A 17,234-nucleotide genomic window follows, 5' to 3' on the forward strand; every position below is an offset into this window, starting at 1 on the left:
TACCATGATGCGACAACTAATGACTATCCTCACCACATTGAGCTGTGCCGTCCTGTTGACGTCCAGTGTCTTGGCAGCACCGCCACCGAAGGCTACCGAACGGGGCGAACGCGGTGATGGCCCGCATCAACGTTTGATTCTGCGCGGCGGTATTCTCGTCAATGGTGAAGGTGCTCCAGCTTATGGGCCCGTCGATATCGTGATTGAAAACGACCGCATTGTGAATGTGGTCAGTGTCGGTCATCCGGGCGTTCCAATTAAGCCGGAAGGTCGACCTGTTGCCCAGTCGGGCGACCGTGAAATAGATGTGAGTGGTCACTACATACTGCCAGGCTTTGTTGACATGCACGGACACATTGGTGGTTCGGCGGACAATATTCCTGCCGATTACGTGTTGAAACTTTGGCTGGCGCACGGCATCACGACAGTGCGTGAACCGGGTAGCTTTAATGGCTTAGATTGGGTGCAGTGGCACCAGCAAGAAGCCGAAGCCAATCGCATTGTGTCGCCACGTATTGTGCCTTACGTCGGCTTTGGTATGGGCAGCGACGAGCCGATTTTCAACGCAGAACAAGCGCGCGAGTGGGTACGTGATATCAAAAGCCAAGGCGCTGCCGGCATTAAGTTCTTCGGTGCAACACCACGTGTCATGGCCGCTGCTCTCGACGAAGCTAAACAGCAAGACTTAGGCACCATGATGCACCACGCACAGCTCAACGTAGTGCGCACCAACGTGTTGGATTCTGCGCGCCAAGGCCTCACCACCATGGAACATTGGTACGGCTTACCGGAAGCGCTGTTTGACGGCCAAGTGATTCAAGACTACTCACCAGAATACAATTACAACGACGAGCAAGACCGCTTCGGTGAAGCTGGTAAGTTGTGGGAACAAGCCGCGAAACCGGGTTCAGAAAAGTGGAATGCCGTGCGTGATGAACTTATCGCACTCGATTTTACGATTAATCCAACACTGACTATCTACGAAGCCTCACGTGATTTGATGCGCGAACGTCGCGCCATTTGGCACGAAGAGTACACCTTGCCAACTTTGTGGGACTTTTTTACGCCAAGTCGCTACGCACACGGCTCGTACTGGTTCGATTGGACCACCGACCACGAAGTAGCATGGCGCAAGAACTTCACCCAGTGGATGACTTTCCTCAACGACTACAAAAACCATGGCGGTCGCGTCACCACCGGCTCTGATTCAGGCTATATCTATAAAATTTATGGTTTCGGCTACATCCGCGAGCTCGAATTGCTGCGCGAAGCCGGCTTCAATGCTCTCGAAGTTATCCAAGCCGCCACACTCAACGGTGCCGAAGCGCTGGGCATGGAATCAGAAATCGGCTCGGTCATCCCGGGCAAGAAAGCAGACTTAGTCATCGTCAAAGAGAATCCGCTGCGCAACTTCAAGGTGTTGTACGGAACAGGTCACTACCAGCTCGATGACAATAATCAGCCAATACGCACCAAGGGCATTCGCTACACCATCAAAGACGGCATCGTCTACGACGCGCAAGCGCTACTAGCCGACGTCCGCGAAATAGTCGCAAGAGCCAAGGGAACAGTAAATAGTGAACAGTGAACTGAAAAGCTGAATGGGCACAGTGTCGGGTTTAGGTTTTCCCGTTCACTATTCACCATTCACTTTTCACTGTAGTCGGTGGGTGATCACCCGGAATGCCGCCGCTGGCTGTAGCCCTTGAACCCACTGGTTCAAGGCGGGGCGCAAATGCACGGCCGCAGGCTTCTCGATACGGGTCGAGCTTGCACAATAGCCGCTCAGTGAGCCCCTTTACTGATGACATCGGCTCAGGGACATAAGCTCGCTAGCGCACATTCCAGGCAATCATAACTGCTGCAGAACTTCTCAACGTCCAGGACGTTGCTCTGCCATTACCTGCTCAAGTGTATCTTGGAGCAGTTTAATTTTTTCTTCCAAATCGCGTACTTTCTCGTCTTGTGCGTCTGCATATTGTGTGGCTTCGTGACACAAGTTCAAGGCAGCCATCACGGCAATTTGCTCTGGATGACTTAACCGCGTTGCCGAGCGTATTTGCTCAAGCTTTTCATTGAGTCGATCGGCCGCGCGTTGCAATGCCGCTTCCTGTCCCGCGGGACAGTTCACTTTGTACTGGCGATCCATCAATTTTATATCCATGGTACGCGGCGTTGATTGTGACATGACCTTTTCCTATTGCTGGCGCTGTAACTATTTCTACTGTTGGCCGATTCAGATGGCGCCATTATGGCATGCTTCCGTGCGCTTTGTCAGCTAGCCTGAATGGACTTGCAGTGTTACGATGTGTGTACACATTTAGCGTAATAAGTTGGAATAGATTGATGTCTGATCCCAGTGGCGAAGTGGGCAAACTACAAAGTTATGATCGCTTAACCGAGTTTTTTGAGCAGCAGGGTCTGTTGTCGAATGCCGCCGAAGTGCATGGCATTCTCTCTGGCATGGTTGCTGGCGGTGCGAGTTTAGAAGGCGAAGACTGGTTGTTATTGATGAGCGATCTCATTCACGAAGGGCAATCGTTTAAGCCGGTTGTGAAAGAGCAATTCATCGAATTAGCCAGCTCCATCTGCGCAGCCATGCGAGACCCTGATTTAGGCTACCAATTATTGTTACCGGGCGACCATCAGCCGCTGTACGAGCGCCTGCAAGCCATGACCGCTTGGGTGCAGTCGTTTTTAGTCGGTTTTGGCGTCAATCAAACCAATCTCGCGGGCTTATCCGAAGACCTGCGTGAAGCAATCGAAGATTTAGTCGAGATCGCGAAGCTCGATTTGTCCGTAGATGAGGATGAAGAAGGCGAACGCGCTTACTTTGAAATAGTCGAGTACCTACGAATTTCTGCGATGTTATGTTTTAACGAACTCGGCAAGAACTCTGGGGGCGCGTGTAAAACGAATAAGGTCCTGCATTAAATGAGCCACATTCCCAAGCACGAATTCAAACAACGGCGCGAGCAACTGCTCGCGTTTTTGCGCAAGCAGAAGCAATCCGCCATTGCGGTTATTCCCGCTGCCAGCTTGCAAACCCGTTCACGTGACACCGAATATCCGTTTCGCCAAGACAGTGATTTCTTTTATCTGACCGGGTTCAACGAGCCTGACGCGGTGCTGATCCTCGCGCCTGATGCTGATGAGCCCGTACAACTATTTTGCCAGCCGAGCGATGCGCATGCAGAAGTGTGGCATGGACGACGTTTAGGTGTAGATCGCGCGGTCGAAGCGCTCGACGTCAATGCTGCCTTCTCGATAGAGCAATTTGAGAAGTTACTACCCGAACTACTGAACGGTGTGCATAGCGTGTTTTATCCGCATGACAAACCGCACTTACAGCAGCAACTGAACACTGCCGCCGATTTCCTGCGTAGTGCGCCGAAAAAAGGCTATAGCGCTCCAGTGGCTTGGGTGGATTGCAATCCACAGCTGGCAAACATGCGTTTAATTAAAAGCGAAAACGAAATTGCAGTGATGCGTCGCGCTGCGGAAATTTCCGTGCTGGCGCATCAACGGGCGATGCGGTCAACGCAGCCTGGTCGCTACGAGTATCAAATTAGCGCTGATATTCAGCATGAATTTGCGATGCATGGTGCGCTGTCACCCGCCTATGGAATTATCTGCGGTGGCGGTGTGAATGCCTGTATTTTGCACTACACCGAGAACAGTGATGTGCTGCGCGACGGTGATTTATTGCTGATTGACGCTGGCGCAGAATACCAAGGCTACGCCGGCGACATTACCCGCACTTTCCCAGTGAATGGTCGCTTCAGCGATACGCAGAAAGCCTTGTATGAGGTGGTATTGGCAGCGCAAGAAGCTGCACTCGCCACCTTAAAGCCGGGTAGCAGCTTACCGAAGGCGCAAGACGCCGCTGCGCAAGCCATCACGCACGGTCTGATTGATTTAGGCATCCTCAAAGGCTCGTTTGCCGAGCATTGGGAAGCGACCAGCTATCGTAAGTTCTTCATTCACGGGCTTGGCCATTGGCTGGGGCTGGATGTGCATGACGTCGGAACCTATGACGCCGCCGGTAAAAAGCGTGCGTTTGAGCCAGGCATGGTGCTAACTGTCGAGCCAGGGATCTACATTCCACCGGGCATGCCTGATGTGGACGAGAAATGGCACGGCATTGGAATCCGCATTGAAGATGACTGCGTGATCACCGCTGACGGCTATGAGAATTTAACCGCTGGTGTGCCGAAAACCGCGGCAGAGATTGAGCAATGGATGCAAAACAAGTAACTGCCGCTTCTTCCAACGCATTAGTTGTCGCTGGCGGTGGCTTAGTTGGCGCACTCACGGCATTGCTCGTGGCGCGTGCGCAACCTGACCACACCATCGTTGTGGTAGAGCCGCAAGCCGAAGGTCCCGCGCCCGATCCACGCACCATCGCACTCGCAGCCGGCACCGTTCGCGTGTTGGAAGGCTTGGGTGTTTGGTCGCCGTTAGCCGTACAAGCATGTCCAATTGAGCATATTCATGTCAGCGATCAGCATCAATTGGGCGCAACACGATTACATGCCGAGCAAGAAAATGTGCCCGCTCTAGGGCAAGTGATTGCTGCCAGCGAACTGAACTTAGCTTTGTACAACGCCTGCCAAGCGCAGCCGAATATTCAGTGGTTGGGTGATCATAAAGTGGTCGCTACCCAAGCAACCCGGTCTGAACGCACCGTCACGTTAGAATCAGGCGCTGGTGACACGGTCAGCATGACCTGCCAGCTATTGGTGGGCGCCGACGGCAATAAATCCGCCGTACGCGCTGCTCTCGATATTCCCGTAGTGTCTACCCATTATGACCAGCAAGGCATTATTGCGGTGCTGCAGCTCGCCGATGGTCTCAATGGCTGGGCTTACGAGCGCTTCACGCCTTACGGACCAGTTGCGCTGCTGCCCATGCCGAATCGACAAGCGTCGTTAGTGTGGAGCATGCCACCCGATGAAGCCGAAGCGACCATGAATTTGCCCGCTGCCGAGTTTGTTCGCGCCGCGCAACACGCATTCGGTTTTCGCGCCGGGCGTTTTACCGATGTCACCATGCGCACCCAGTATCCGCTGCAACTGCATTTAGCCGAGCGCAGTGTCGCGCATCGTGCCGTGCTGATTGGTAACGCGTCACATTCGTTGCATCCGATAGCCGGACAAGGTTTTAACTTAGGCGTGCGTGATGCGCTGAGTTTGGCGGCAGTGCTTTCAAATTCAACGTCTGACAAAACAGATTTCGGCAGCTACAACGTCCTCAGCGATTACTGGCAAAGCCGCAAACAAGACTACGACCGCACCATTGGCCTGACTGATTTGTTAGTGCGTGGCTTCTCCTCATCGGCATTTCCGTTGACCTATGGGCGCACATTAGCGCTCGGCATTCTCGACTGGCTACCGCCACTCCGCGCCGCATTCGCCCGCCAAACGATGGGCTTAAACAATCCTGTAGTGGGTAGAGGAGAGCACTGATGGCTTATTCGGTAATCGTTGTCGGCGGTGGCCTCATTGGTCTCAGCACAGCCATTGGTCTGCGTGAGCAAGGGCATCACGTTACCTTGATTGAACGTGCCCCAGCACCCAGCTATACCGCTCAACCCGAATTACGTGTCAGCGCACTCGCACAACACAGTCGGCAATTGCTGCAACAACTGCAGGTTTGGGACCAATTACCGCGTGAGCGTCTCGGACCTTATACCGGCATGGAAGTGTGGGATCAGGACAGCTTCGGACGCATCGAATTTAACGCCGCAGAAGTAAACGCCGATGACCTCGGTGCCATAGTCGAAAACCGTGTGGTCGAAACCAAATTATGGGAGCGAGCGCAAGCAACAGGCGTTCAATTACATCCCGAAACAGCCATTACCGAGTTGCAGCAAACCGCGACACAAGTCCAAATCAAAACCGCCGCGGGGCAAACTTATCAAGCCGACTATTTAATCGCAGCCGATGGCGTGCAATCGCAAATTCGACAAAAAGTGCAAGCACCACTGACGTTTTGGGATTACGAACAACGTGGCATGGTGGCTGTGATTGATTGCGAGCAGCCACATGGCGCTGTCGCACGGCAGGTATTCCTACCATCCGGCCCCGTGGCATTGTTGCCGCTGGGTAATCCGAAGCAAGTCTCGCTGGTGTGGTCGTGTGATGATGACCAAGTCAGCAGCTATGAAGCGCTAGATGACAAAGCCTTTGCGCAGCAGCTGACACGCGTATCCGACGGCTGTTTGGGAACCTTAACCGTGGCATCTAAGCGCGCCAGTTTCCCGCTGCGCATGCATTACGCTCAGCGCTGGTTGCATGATCGTGTGATTCTGATTGGTGATGCGGCACATAGCATTCATCCGCTGGCTGGGCAGGGCGCCAACCTCGGCTTTGCCGATGTCACCGCACTACTCAAAGTCTTCGCTCAAGAAGCCGTGAGCCATCGTGACCTACGCGCTTGGGAACGCGAGCGCAAAGCCGCCGCTGTAGTCATGATCACCGCGATGGAAGCCTTCAAACGAGGCTTCGGCACCGCGCACCCCGCAGCCAAACTCCTCCGCGGTCTGGGACTGCACCTAGCGAATCGCATCAGCCCACTAAAACGATCGCTCACGCAAGTAGCCCTCGGCTCGTAACAGCCAAGTAAACAGTAAATAGTGAACAGTGAACAAAACCAGCATGTCTCCAGTTCACCGTTCACTGTTCACCATTCACTATTCACGGCCAGTTAGATCCGCTCCCGTATAAACTGTGCCAGCTGCTGCGCCGCCGCATTCTCCCCATCCACCACCTGCAGCACCACACTCACATCGCCCAATACCGGCAGGAGCGCATGCTGCAACCGCTGTAGATGATCCGGCACCGTACTTTGCGCCAACACAGTGATCCCCAACCCGCTTTCCAGAGCCGCCGTTAGCCCCGAAAAATCCGCGTTGGTATAAGTAATCCGTACCGGCGTATTCTGCTGCTTCAATACTCGCAGGGCGCGGCGTCGATAGATGCAGCCGTCGGGCGCTAACACCAAACTCAACGGCTCATGATCCAACAAATCAAAACCCGCAGGACCCGCCCACACCAAAGGTTCTTGCTTCAACTGCAACAAGCCCGGTTGACGCTGCTGCGCCGAACCCGGTTCGGTTAGTGCAATAATTAGGTCGAACGCGGACTCGTCACTGGTCAATAAATCTTTGCTAAGTGCTGAGGTAACTGCCAAAGTGACGTTCGGATAAGCTTGCGCGAATTGCCCCACCACTTGTGGCAGCAGTTTGCTGGCAAATTCGCTGGGAATACCCAGGCGTACCCGACCCGATAGCGACGGTTCGGTAAAGCGCACCAGCAGCTGGTCATTGAGGTTGAGCATTTGTCGCGCAGAGTCCAGCAATTCAGTGCCGGCATAAGTGAGCAGAATACGTCCACCACTGCGTTGAATCAGGGCAACGCCGAGTTGCTCTTCCAGCCGCTGTACCTGCAAACTAATTGCTGGTTGTGAGCGACCCAACTGCTTGCCGGCAGCCGTATAACTCTGCAGTTCATATACGCTTACAAAGGCGCGCAGGGCATCCAAAGACAGGTGTTGCATAACAGCACTCGCTAAATCAAAGAATTATAAAATTTCGTTATAGAAAAAGTATCAGTATTTATTATTTAAATAAAGGTATAAGGAATATTCATTTGTGACGAGCGCGCGCAAGTTTTATAATTTGCGCACTTTTTAAATGGCAATTTAAATCATAAAAGGACGTTGTGCTCATGGCCAACCGGACCCCGTTATACGATGCCCACGTGAAAGCAGGCGCAAAAATGGTCGACTTTCATGGCTGGGACATGCCACTGCATTATGGCTCGCAAATGGAAGAGCATCATGCTGTGCGTAAAGACTCAGGTATTTTCGATGTATCGCACATGACTATTGTTGATGTGGCGGGTATCGAAGCCAAAGACTTCTTGCGCTACATGTTGGCGAATGATGTTGCCAAACTCACCGTACACGGCAAAGCCCAGTACAGCAGCATGCTGAATGAATCTGGCGGCGTGATTGATGACCTCATCGTGTACTACTTTACTGACGAGTCGTATCGCTTAGTCGTGAACTCAGCCACGCGTGAGCGTGACATGGGCTGGATCAACAGCGTCGCAGCAAGCTTTAAAGTCACCATCACTGAGCAACCAGAGCTCGCGATGGTTGCCCTGCAAGGTCCAAACGCTGAAGACAAGCTCAAGTTAGTACTCGGCGACGCATTTGCTGAAGTAGCAGGCATGAAGCCATTTATGTCAGTACAAGTAGGTGATCTATTTGTCGCCACCACCGGTTATACAGGTGAGAAAGGCTATGAAATTGTAGTCCCAGCAAATGCCGTCGAGAAGTTGTGGGACGACTTGCTGAATGTTGGCGTGCAACCAAGCGGTTTAGGTGCGCGTGACACCCTGCGTTTAGAAGCAGGCATGAATTTGTACGGTCAAGACATGGACGAAACCACCACCCCATTAGAATCCAATATGGGTTGGAGTGTGGCGTTTGAGCCAGCCGACCGTAAGTTTATTGGTCGTACGGCATTGGAGCAGCAAAAAGCCAATGGTCACGCCAAGTTAGTCGGCTTAGTGATGCAAGAAAAAGGTGTATTGCGACACGGTCAGAAAGTGATTGTCGAAGGTGGGGAAGGAATGATTACATCCGGTACGTTCTCTCCCACGTTGGGCTTCTCTGTAGCTATGGCGCGCGTGCCAAATACCGTTCGCGACACCGCCGAGGTGGAAATGCGCAAAAAATTAGTTACAGTGAGCGTGGTCAAACCTAGTTTCGTTCGCAACGGCAAGTCGGTGCTATAGACCGCGCTCGAGCGAGCTCATCATTACTTTGAAGGATTTAGAACATGAGCAACATTCCAAAAGAATTAAAATACGCATCAACCCACGAGTGGGTGCGCAATGAAGGTGATGGTATCTACACCGTAGGTATTACTGAGCACGCTCAAGACCTATTAGGTGACATGGTGTTTGTTGAATTGCCAGACGTTGGTGACAACGTTGCAGCAGGTGACGACGTAGCTGTAGCTGAATCTGTGAAAGCAGCGTCAGACATCTACGCACCGATTGCTGGCGAAATTGTCGAAATCAACGAAGACTTAGAAGACGCTCCAGAAACCGTCAATAGTGATCCTTATGGCGACGGTTGGCTATTTAAGATTAAAGCCGACGACGCTAGTGAAGTTGATAGCTTGCTTGATGCTGAAGGCTATCAAGCAGTTATCGACGAAGAGTAATACGAGACTTGAAAACCATAACCCCGGTACGAATGGCCGGGGTTTTGTGTTTCATCAGTTCTGTCTAACCCGCGATGAGGGGATTTGAAGTAAATGACGACTACCACACTGCAACAGTTAGAAAATCATGGTGAATTTATTGCTCGCCACATTGGCCCCAGTGCCGATGAGCAAGCCGCCATGTTGGCCGAATTGGGCGAGAGTTCACTGGAAGGGTTAACTGCGGATACGGTGCCAGGCGCCATCCGTCGTGAGCCATTCTTAGCCGTTGGCGAGCCCATGACCGAGCGCGATGCGCTGGCCAAGTTGCGTACTATTGCCAAGAAGAACAAGGTTCTGACGTCATTTATTGGGATGGGCTATTACGATACGCTGGTCCCCAATGTCATTCTCCGTAACGTGTTAGAAAATCCAGGTTGGTATACCGCGTACACGCCGTACCAGCCAGAAATTGCACAAGGTCGCTTGGAAGCCATTTTGAACTTCCAAACCATGACCATGGACCTGACCGGTCTGGAACTTGCTAGCGCGTCATTGTTAGATGAAGCGACTGCTGCGGCAGAAGCTATGGCAATGTCCAAGCGTGTCAGCAAGAGCAAATCAAACACTTTCTTTGTGGCGGACAACGTCTACCCACAAACTATCGACGTGGTGAAAACTCGTGCCGAGATGTTTGGCTTTGAAGTAGTTGTAGGGCCAGCGCATGAAGCGACCGCAACAGAACACTTCGGTGCCTTATTGCAATACCCAGACCGCGAAGGTCAATTGCACAACCTTGAGCAGCTGATTGCCGACATTCAAAGTAACAAAGGTATTGTTGCCGTAGCAGCAGACATCATGAGCTTAGTGCTGTTGAAGGCACCGGGAGAAATGGGTGCCGACATTGTGTTGGGTTCTGCTCAGCGTTTCGGCGTGCCTATGGGCTACGGTGGTCCACACGCTGCGTTCTTTGCTACCCGTGACAAGTACAAGCGCTCACTGCCAGGTCGTATTATTGGTGTCTCGAAAGATTCGCGTGGCAACCAAGCATTGCGTATGGCTATGCAAACTCGTGAGCAGCATATCCGTCGTGAGAAGGCGAACTCGAACATCTGTACCGCGCAAGTATTGCTCGCCAACATGGCGTCGTTCTACGCGGTCTATCACGGCCCACAAGGCTTGAAGACGATTGCGTCACGCATTCACCGTCTGACCGATATCACCGCGCTGGGCATCCGCGACAAAGGTGCAGACGCAGGCATCGAACTCGTGAACACCACTTGGTTCGATACCCTGACCTTTACCTACAGCGGCAACGCTGAAGCATTGATTCAGAAAGCGGTTGATGCAGGCTTTAACCTGCGTGTTGATGGTCAAGTAAACGATAAGGCGCAATTCGGTTTGAGCTTCGACGAAGCCAAAACCCGCGCTGACGTAGAAACTGTATTCGAAGTGCTGTTTGGCGAAGACCATGGCCTCGATATCGAGACTTTAGACTCGCGTGTAGCTGCCGGTGAGTTGGAATCTATTCCAGCCGAACTAGTGCGTACCAGCGCCATTCTTGAGCACCCAGTATTCAACAGCTACCACTCTGAAACCGAGATGCTGCGCTACATCAAGCAACTCGAGAACAAAGACCTGTCGTTGAACCACAGCATGATCTCCTTGGGCTCGTGCACCATGAAGCTCAACGCCACCGCAGAAATGATTCCAGTCACTTGGCCAGAGTTTGGTCAGTTGCACCCGTTCTGCCCGACCGACCAAGCGGCCGGTTACGGTGAGTTGTTAACCACCTTGTCTGAGTGGTTAGTGGACATTACTGGCTACGACGTTATGTCTATGCAGCCAAACTCAGGCGCGCAAGGCGAGTACGCCGGCTTGTTAGCCATTGCCAAGTTTCATCAGAGCCGTGGCGAAGGCCATCGCAATATCTGTTTGATTCCAAGCTCTGCGCACGGCACCAACCCAGCGTCTGCTCAGATGATGAGCATGAACGTGGTGGTTGTAGACTGTGACAAGAACGGTAACGTTGACCTTGAAGACTTGAAAGCGAAAGCCGCTGAAGCCGGTGACAACCTGTCGTGCATTATGGTGACCTATCCGTCTACCCATGGTGTGTACGAAGAGGGCATCAAGACGATCTGTGACATCGTGCATGAGTACGGTGGTCAGGTGTATCTGGACGGTGCCAACATGAACGCGCAAGTGGGCGTGACGTCACCGGGTTATGTGGGTGCCGATGTCTCGCATTTGAACCTGCACAAAACTTTCTGTATTCCGCATGGTGGCGGTGGTCCAGGTATGGGTCCTATTGGTGTGAAGAAGCACCTCGCGCCATTCCTGCCGAATCACACCGTAGTGCCGATTCACGGTACTGGTTTAGACAACGGTGCGGTATCTGCAGCGCCATTTGGTAGCGCGAGCATTCTGCCGATTTCGTGGATGTACATTGCCATGATGGGCAGCCGCGGGTTGCGTGAGGCCACTGAAGTTGCGATTTTGAACGCCAACTACGTAGCGAAGAAACTCAGCAAGCATTATCCGATCCTCTATAAAGGCCGGAATGACCGCGTGGCGCACGAATGTATTATTGATTTGCGTCCGCTCAAAGATGCTTGTGGCGTGACCGAAATGGACGTAGCCAAGCGCTTGCAAGACTACGGCTTCCACAGCCCAACCATGAGCTTCCCAGTAGCAGGAACCTTAATGGTCGAGCCAACCGAATCCGAATCACAGGCCGAGCTAGACCGCTTTATTGAAGCCATGATCAGCATTCGCGACGAAGCCCGCCGTATTGAAAAAGGCGAGTGGCCAGAGGACAACAACCCACTGCACCACGCCCCACATACGCTGGCCGACATTGTCGACGCCAACTGGGACCGCCCGTACGACCGCAGCACTGCCGCCTACCCAGTAGCCGCCGTTGCCGTGAACAAGTTCTGGCCAACCGTCAACCGCATTGATGACGTTTATGGTGATCGGAATCTGATGTGTAGCTGCCCTCCGCTGGAGAGCTACCGGTAGCCGTTGCTGATGGTTATATTTCCATGATTTAGAACTGCTAATGCCCTCTGATTCAGAGGGTATTATTGTTTGTGCTAACGTCCGTTTTGAGCGAGGAGTGAACGTTAACGCCGTGCTCTGGAACAAACTAAAGCAAAGCGTAGGCTTATCCCTAGTAGCACTTTGTTATATTTTTTGGGGATCGCCTCTGGAACCCCAGATAAAGTAGCCACTACAATCGACTTTGTATTGTTCACGAGATATTTTTTCATCTCTCGTTGCCGGATGAATATTGCTAAATTCCGAAACTCTTTTAGAACGACTCTGATAACACTCTTTTTTATTAGTGACCTTATTCATATTTAGTACCTCCTTAGGAAGCGCTTAATTTCAGCTCTGTTCAGCTGAGGTTTACAATATTCAGTCACTCTTTGAGTATTTCCTGCTGCCGATGTTTTCTTTGCCAGCGAGGCACCGTCATTATCAACAGTTAGCTCAAATATACGCCCATCACTATGAGTCTTAAGCCACGTACGGCTCAATCCGTCACATGATAAAGTCCAATCAAGAAGCTCACCATCAATATCAGACAAGTCGTTGACTATATCTATCGCAGAAGCATAACGGTGAGCCAAATCAGTAGCGAGACACTTTTTGACAGTATTAATCAATGCCTGAGGAATGTGCTCTGGATAACTATCCTTGTTTGGAAATTGACCACTCACAACTGCGTGCCTAAACCTTGGTCTATTTAAATTCCCGTTTTCTATAAAAGTAGCATATTCAGAGTAAAAAGACTGATCTCCGACACACATCCGATGAAGTGTTAGACCGAACTGGTATATATCGAACTGATTATTAAAATTCGTTGTACTAAATGCCTCAGGAGGAACCATATTTCCGTAGATTCTATCTTGACCAGCAAGCCCACTGAAGGTGGTTTGCTTTGATTGCCCAAAATCAGATAATAGAGCTTCACCTCTATCAGAAAATAAAATATTATCCGGCTTGATATCAAAATGTATCAATCTTTTCGAGTGAATATTGTGTAACCCGCTTAGAACTTGTGTTGACCAAACAATAATTTCTCTAACACTCACAGGAGATTTTGCCATTCTCTTCTTCAGAGAGCCACGCTGAAAATAGGGCATGGCGAGAAAAAGATGATTATCATCCTGACAAGCGTAATAAATAGGAACAACATTTGGGTGGGAGCTCAGATACAATAGACTAGCCTCATTGAAGTATTCATTTATATCTGAAAAGTCGGCCTTAATCATTTTCTTAACAACGATATCAGCATTAAGCTGAAGATCTCTAGCGGTGAAGACGGTTGAGTTTTTGCCTTCTTGGCCAATCTCCTGATGGATGTGAAAGCTTAATTCTGCTGTCCTTGTCGTATTAAGCATTTGAAGCCCCCAAAGAAGTTAAAATAGCTTCCTTTTCTTCTTTGCTATGATGATCCCAGTCTTCAACCAGAACATATGATTTTTCCCCCTCAACATATAATTTGAAATCGGCTCGTTCCATTTCCAATTTTGCTGCAATCGTAGATATCTGACCACAAAAATAGCTAGATAGCAGACTGCTTGCAAATGCCTCTTGAATTACACCTTCAATCTCAATACGTCGAATATTTAATGTTTGAGAGTTGCTCTCAACTATCCTTAGGCCAGCCTTTTCTATATGGAACTCTCTTAGAATATCCAATATGGAATTTCTAATATATTTTAGAGCCTCAGGCGTTGGCAGGGCCTTTGGTATTTTAATGCCTTCAACGTTTACGATAGCATTTTCGTCTGAATCATATATTGCTATAATGACTGCACATGGTTTTACTCTAATTCCCAGAGTGTTCACATAACCCCCATAAAAATATAACGCTAAGATAACCGGCAATGACGTAGAGGCATAATCGCGAAGCGCCCCTGCGTTGCTATCCCAGTGACCGAAGGGAACGTGCTAAGAGTTTTGCTATATTTAAATCCCCATAATAATTTATCCAAACTCATCTTTTAGAAAAATCTTGAATTATTACTGCATCAAGTTTGTGATCATTAGCATCAGTTGAGTAGCAAAAGCTTATCGATAGATCACTACTGAACTCTTGGTACAAAGTGGGTCTTAGCAATCTAGTTTTATTGTCATTGAAAAGAGTTCTTTGTCGCCCATCTGAATTTCTCATAACACCATAACAGAAGCGCTTATTAGGATCTTGGCTATCACTCTTTGATAGAGATGTCACCATTGCTTCCTTAATATGTGGCGGTTTACCTAAAGTTACATGATCTGGAATAAACTGAGCAAAATACTCATTAAACTGACTCAATAAATCTCCAAGGTTTTCGCCATACTCAATATCAAAAAAAGCTCTTAACAGCTTCGCCTCGATAAGGAAGCCATTTACGTTTACCGATGAAACTAGTCGCTCATTAATTTTCTCACTTTTCAATAACTCTACTTTCATCAAAGCGTATTTGGGTTTTTTTTCTCCATCTTCGTACAGTTTAGCCAACACAATGTAATCACGGTTTTTGTAATTGAAAGGGAATGCTTCTATAGCCCAGCCCTTTGTAACCATATCCGCTTTTAATAGCTTGAAATTCTCAAATACACTCATATCCTTAACTCTTGATATTCAGTATGTTAAAAGGCCGAAATAATTAGTTAGAATGCAGCTATTAGGCACTACATTTCACATGGAATATAACGCCGCAAGCAGCGGCGAGCGATAGCGAGTCCAGCGCCGTAGGCGCGATGTTGACTTGCTTTGTTATGCCTATATATCACTGAGCTCGCTCCTCATTTGATTCATTAGAGCTCTAGTTTGATTTTGTATTTCAGATGCCAGCCCTGCGGCCTGCCTTTGAAAAGCTTCAGTTTTTTCGTGTTGCTGATGAAAAATTATTTCGGTAAAGTTTTTCATATATTCGTTGGTGCAATCCATTGATTCTTGTGCAAGCTGTTCCAATTTATCAAAGGTTTGCAGCATCTCGTCTGTTGCGATTAGCTTCAATCGATGGGATTCACTTTTGAGTTTCAACACATCTTTTAATCCTTCCTGCATCAACGCAGAGATTTGAGAGCTAAACCAACCGATAACCTGCCTTTCTCCCTGTTTATCGCCCACTTCTGTGGCTGCAAGATAATCTTGAAGATACTGATCAAATATTGGCTTCATACGCTCAGGTATTTCAATTTGATTCTTCTTTCCAAAGCTGTCCAAGTCAGTAACGTACTTAGCGTATTCAGATGCCTTTAGATCGAATATTTTTAATCGCCTATCTGCTCTGAATCTAAGATCTTGTTCAAACTGCTTTAGGTGTCTTTCATGTCTCTGCTTATTGAAGTATGCGAACGCAACCCATAATAGATTTACAATTCCAAATGCCCATGCATAGAATTTAGGATTCCCTTGTATTAGATCATAAATTTCCTGCATCGGACTCCTTTAGGCATAACGCAGATTCGGCGGGTTGAACCGCATTCAAACTCGGGGTAGTCCCTACTTGTAAATTTAATGTTTACTACATTACTGAGTATTTATAAAAAATAAAACGACATATACGCTTAACAAATTTTTGTCTGGCACAAAGTATGGAGTAATCCGCTTAACAAGTATTAGTAGTATCGAGATGTGGACAGGCTATTTTTACAATTCTGAAAGTTCAGTGAAGATTGAAAATGTCAGCTTTTGGCTCAAAGCTGAAGGTCAGTAATTAGCGAAAATCTGACCTTTTGACTTCGGGTATAATTCAATTAGAGACTAGCCGCCTCATTGTTAGTATGCGTATTGACGCCGACGCACGGCATGTTTACTTCGGCAGAATTGCGTATTTATTGTTGTGCTGTGAATTTAAATCTCTTAATGTCAATGACATAACGAAAACTAAAAGTTGTATATGGTGCGTATGCATGACATACAAATTATAGAGATAAATGGGGATGTCTATGATTAATTGTTATCATTTTCGGGCGGCAACTGCATATGTAGCTGGCTGGATATCGGCTCAATCGAGCGTTGGAGAGGAGTCGATTACCGATTGGTTACTCTACGACCTATCAGCAAAGGTAAGCGGGCTCAAGTATCTAAAATTCACAAAACCACAAGAGGCGCGAGTAACGGGAGCAGATTGGGAGTGGTGGTTCATCGGAAATCAGCAATCGCTCCGATTGCGAATACAGGCTAAAAGGCTGAGATTAGGAATAGACGCTTACCCCAGTCTTGCTTACTCGAATCAACATGGGTTGCAGATCGATAAACTGTTGGATGATGCTCGCGCAAACAATGCTTTGGCATTTTACGTCATATATGTTGAGCCTGGACATTATGCTCAGTTGTGCGGCGGTCCAGTTCCGCATGAACCGTTAAATCAAGCAATCTATCTTGCGGCGGCCAACACTATCAATCGGAGATTCATTTCACCTGCTAGGAGACATGTTTCAGTTGATGACGTTGTTGAACATTCTAACCCTATTGAGTGTTTGGTATGTTGTCCATATACCTTTCAGACCGCAAAAAAATCAATTGATGAGCTTGATCAATTTGTTAATCGCTATTTTCGCGACTCTCGCGTTGATGGAAACAGCGATATTGTCGAAGAAAGAAGGGGGCTATACGAAGAGTTGCCTGGCTATGTCTCGTCGCTTGTGGATCATTCCAAAGATGGTCGGTTTGAATGGTATGAGCGGGAATTTTCGGATCAACTTCCCGATGCTGATGGGATCGTGACATTGGATCTGAGGTCGGTGGAGTGAAATCTAACAAATTGCTCCTGAACTCTAGCGTTATGCATTCAAAGAAAATATGAAACCTATCGAGAAAGTGACCATTCTCCTTAAATAGCACCATACTCTCAAGAATAGTTCAGTTTCTTTGACAGGCCCCCATTATTAGAACCACTCGAGGAATGAATTGAGCTGTTCAATTTTCAATGGATGCCACGAACTGCAAGGGTGGCAGGTTGTCTAAAGCCCGATGAGGTCGACTCTTGTTATAGTCATCCCGCCA

At 49.1% G+C, this 17,234-nt stretch carries 17 protein-coding genes and 1 other RNA gene; 9 read left to right on the forward strand and 9 right to left on the reverse strand.

Annotated elements, in window-relative coordinates; translation table 11 throughout:
* Positions 1–7 precede the first annotated feature (7 nt).
* Positions 8–1,588 carry an amidohydrolase family protein gene (locus ACN0S4_RS11450; RefSeq protein WP_417657824.1) on the forward strand — a complete coding sequence of 527 codons (1,581 nt, stop codon included), beginning with the start codon at positions 8–10 and terminating at the stop codon, positions 1,586–1,588.
* 83 nt (positions 1,589–1,671) lie between these two features.
* On the opposite strand, the gene ssrS is transcribed toward ACN0S4_RS11450, so the two are convergent.
* A non-coding RNA gene (ssrS, locus tag ACN0S4_RS11455) (6S RNA) lies at positions 1,672–1,854 on the reverse strand.
* A 19-nt stretch (positions 1,855–1,873) separates the two neighbouring features.
* Complete coding sequence (locus ACN0S4_RS11460) at positions 1,874–2,188, reverse strand: cell division protein ZapA (protein ID WP_169931469.1); 315 nt, start codon at positions 2,186–2,188, stop codon at positions 1,874–1,876.
* Between the two features lie 158 nt (positions 2,189–2,346).
* Between ACN0S4_RS11460 and ACN0S4_RS11465 the strand changes: the two genes are divergently transcribed.
* Genes ACN0S4_RS11465 through ACN0S4_RS11480 form a run of 4 tightly spaced genes read left to right on the forward strand, consistent with a single transcriptional unit; the run spans position 2,347 to position 6,616 of the window.
* Positions 2,347–2,934, forward strand: a complete 588-nt coding sequence (locus tag ACN0S4_RS11465) for a UPF0149 family protein (protein WP_417657804.1) — start codon at positions 2,347–2,349, stop codon at positions 2,932–2,934.
* Positions 2,935–4,257: a Xaa-Pro aminopeptidase gene (gene pepP, locus ACN0S4_RS11470; protein WP_417657805.1), complete on the forward strand. Its 1,323-nt coding sequence runs from the start codon at positions 2,935–2,937 to the stop codon at positions 4,255–4,257. It abuts the gene before it with no gap.
* A complete protein-coding gene (ubiH, locus tag ACN0S4_RS11475; RefSeq protein ID WP_417657806.1) occupies positions 4,239–5,468 on the forward strand; it encodes a 2-octaprenyl-6-methoxyphenyl hydroxylase in 1,230 nt (409 codons plus the stop codon). Before pepP ends, ubiH begins: the two co-directional genes overlap by 19 nt.
* Positions 5,468–6,616, forward strand: coding sequence for a UbiH/UbiF/VisC/COQ6 family ubiquinone biosynthesis hydroxylase (locus ACN0S4_RS11480; protein WP_417657807.1), 1,149 nt, complete (start codon positions 5,468–5,470; stop codon positions 6,614–6,616). Before ubiH ends, ACN0S4_RS11480 begins: the two co-directional genes overlap by 1 nt.
* A gap of 92 nt (positions 6,617–6,708) precedes the next feature.
* On the opposite strand, the gene ACN0S4_RS11485 is transcribed toward ACN0S4_RS11480, so the two are convergent.
* Complete coding sequence (locus ACN0S4_RS11485; protein WP_417657808.1) at positions 6,709–7,560, reverse strand: LysR family transcriptional regulator; 852 nt, start codon at positions 7,558–7,560, stop codon at positions 6,709–6,711.
* 170 nt (positions 7,561–7,730) lie between these two features.
* Between ACN0S4_RS11485 and gcvT the strand changes: the two genes are divergently transcribed.
* From gcvT to gcvP, 3 genes are all read left to right on the forward strand, one after another.
* Positions 7,731–8,807 carry a glycine cleavage system aminomethyltransferase GcvT gene (gene gcvT / locus ACN0S4_RS11490; protein ID WP_417657809.1) on the forward strand — a complete coding sequence of 359 codons (1,077 nt, stop codon included), beginning with the start codon at positions 7,731–7,733 and terminating at the stop codon, positions 8,805–8,807.
* Positions 8,808–8,851: 44 nt separating this feature from the next.
* Positions 8,852–9,241: a glycine cleavage system protein GcvH gene (gene gcvH, locus ACN0S4_RS11495; protein WP_417657810.1), complete on the forward strand. Its 390-nt coding sequence runs from the start codon at positions 8,852–8,854 to the stop codon at positions 9,239–9,241.
* A gap of 93 nt (positions 9,242–9,334) precedes the next feature.
* Positions 9,335–12,244 (forward strand): aminomethyl-transferring glycine dehydrogenase, encoded by a 2,910-nt coding sequence (gene gcvP / locus ACN0S4_RS11500; protein ID WP_417657811.1) that lies wholly within the window; start codon positions 9,335–9,337, stop codon positions 12,242–12,244.
* Positions 12,245–12,409: 165 nt separating this feature from the next.
* Here the strand turns inward: gcvP and ACN0S4_RS11505 are convergent, their stop codons facing one another.
* The 5 genes from ACN0S4_RS11505 to ACN0S4_RS11525 all read right to left on the reverse strand — a co-directional run bounded on the left by ACN0S4_RS11505 (position 12,410) and on the right by ACN0S4_RS11525 (position 15,665).
* A complete protein-coding gene (locus ACN0S4_RS11505; RefSeq protein ID WP_417657812.1) occupies positions 12,410–12,583 on the reverse strand; it encodes a hypothetical protein in 174 nt (57 codons plus the stop codon).
* Between the two features lie 2 nt (positions 12,584–12,585).
* The gene (locus ACN0S4_RS11510) at positions 12,586–13,632 is read right to left on the reverse strand and encodes a serine/threonine-protein kinase (RefSeq protein WP_417657813.1); all 1,047 of its coding nucleotides are present in this window, start codon (positions 13,630–13,632) and stop codon (positions 12,586–12,588) included.
* Positions 13,625–14,083, reverse strand: coding sequence for a hypothetical protein (locus tag ACN0S4_RS11515; protein ID WP_417657814.1), 459 nt, complete (start codon positions 14,081–14,083; stop codon positions 13,625–13,627). The genes ACN0S4_RS11510 and ACN0S4_RS11515 overlap by 8 nt, the downstream gene beginning before the upstream one ends.
* 148 nt (positions 14,084–14,231) lie before the next feature.
* Positions 14,232–14,843: a DUF6037 family protein gene (locus ACN0S4_RS11520; RefSeq protein ID WP_417657815.1), complete on the reverse strand. Its 612-nt coding sequence runs from the start codon at positions 14,841–14,843 to the stop codon at positions 14,232–14,234.
* Positions 14,844–15,002: 159 nt separating this feature from the next.
* Positions 15,003–15,665: a hypothetical protein gene (locus ACN0S4_RS11525; RefSeq protein ID WP_417657816.1), complete on the reverse strand. Its 663-nt coding sequence runs from the start codon at positions 15,663–15,665 to the stop codon at positions 15,003–15,005.
* A 509-nt stretch (positions 15,666–16,174) separates the two neighbouring features.
* Between ACN0S4_RS11525 and ACN0S4_RS11530 the strand changes: the two genes are divergently transcribed.
* Positions 16,175–16,981, forward strand: coding sequence for a DUF6615 family protein (locus ACN0S4_RS11530; protein ID WP_417657817.1), 807 nt, complete (start codon positions 16,175–16,177; stop codon positions 16,979–16,981).
* Positions 16,982–17,147: 166 nt separating this feature from the next.
* Here ACN0S4_RS11530 and ACN0S4_RS11535 read toward each other — a convergent pair.
* A partial coding sequence (locus ACN0S4_RS11535; RefSeq protein ID WP_417657825.1) for an integrase core domain-containing protein occupies positions 17,148–17,234 on the reverse strand: 87 nt, incomplete at its 5' end.

It is taken from the genome of Pseudidiomarina aestuarii (assembly GCF_048263735.1).
Classification (GTDB): Bacteria; Pseudomonadota; Gammaproteobacteria; order Enterobacterales; family Alteromonadaceae; genus Pseudidiomarina; species Pseudidiomarina aestuarii_B.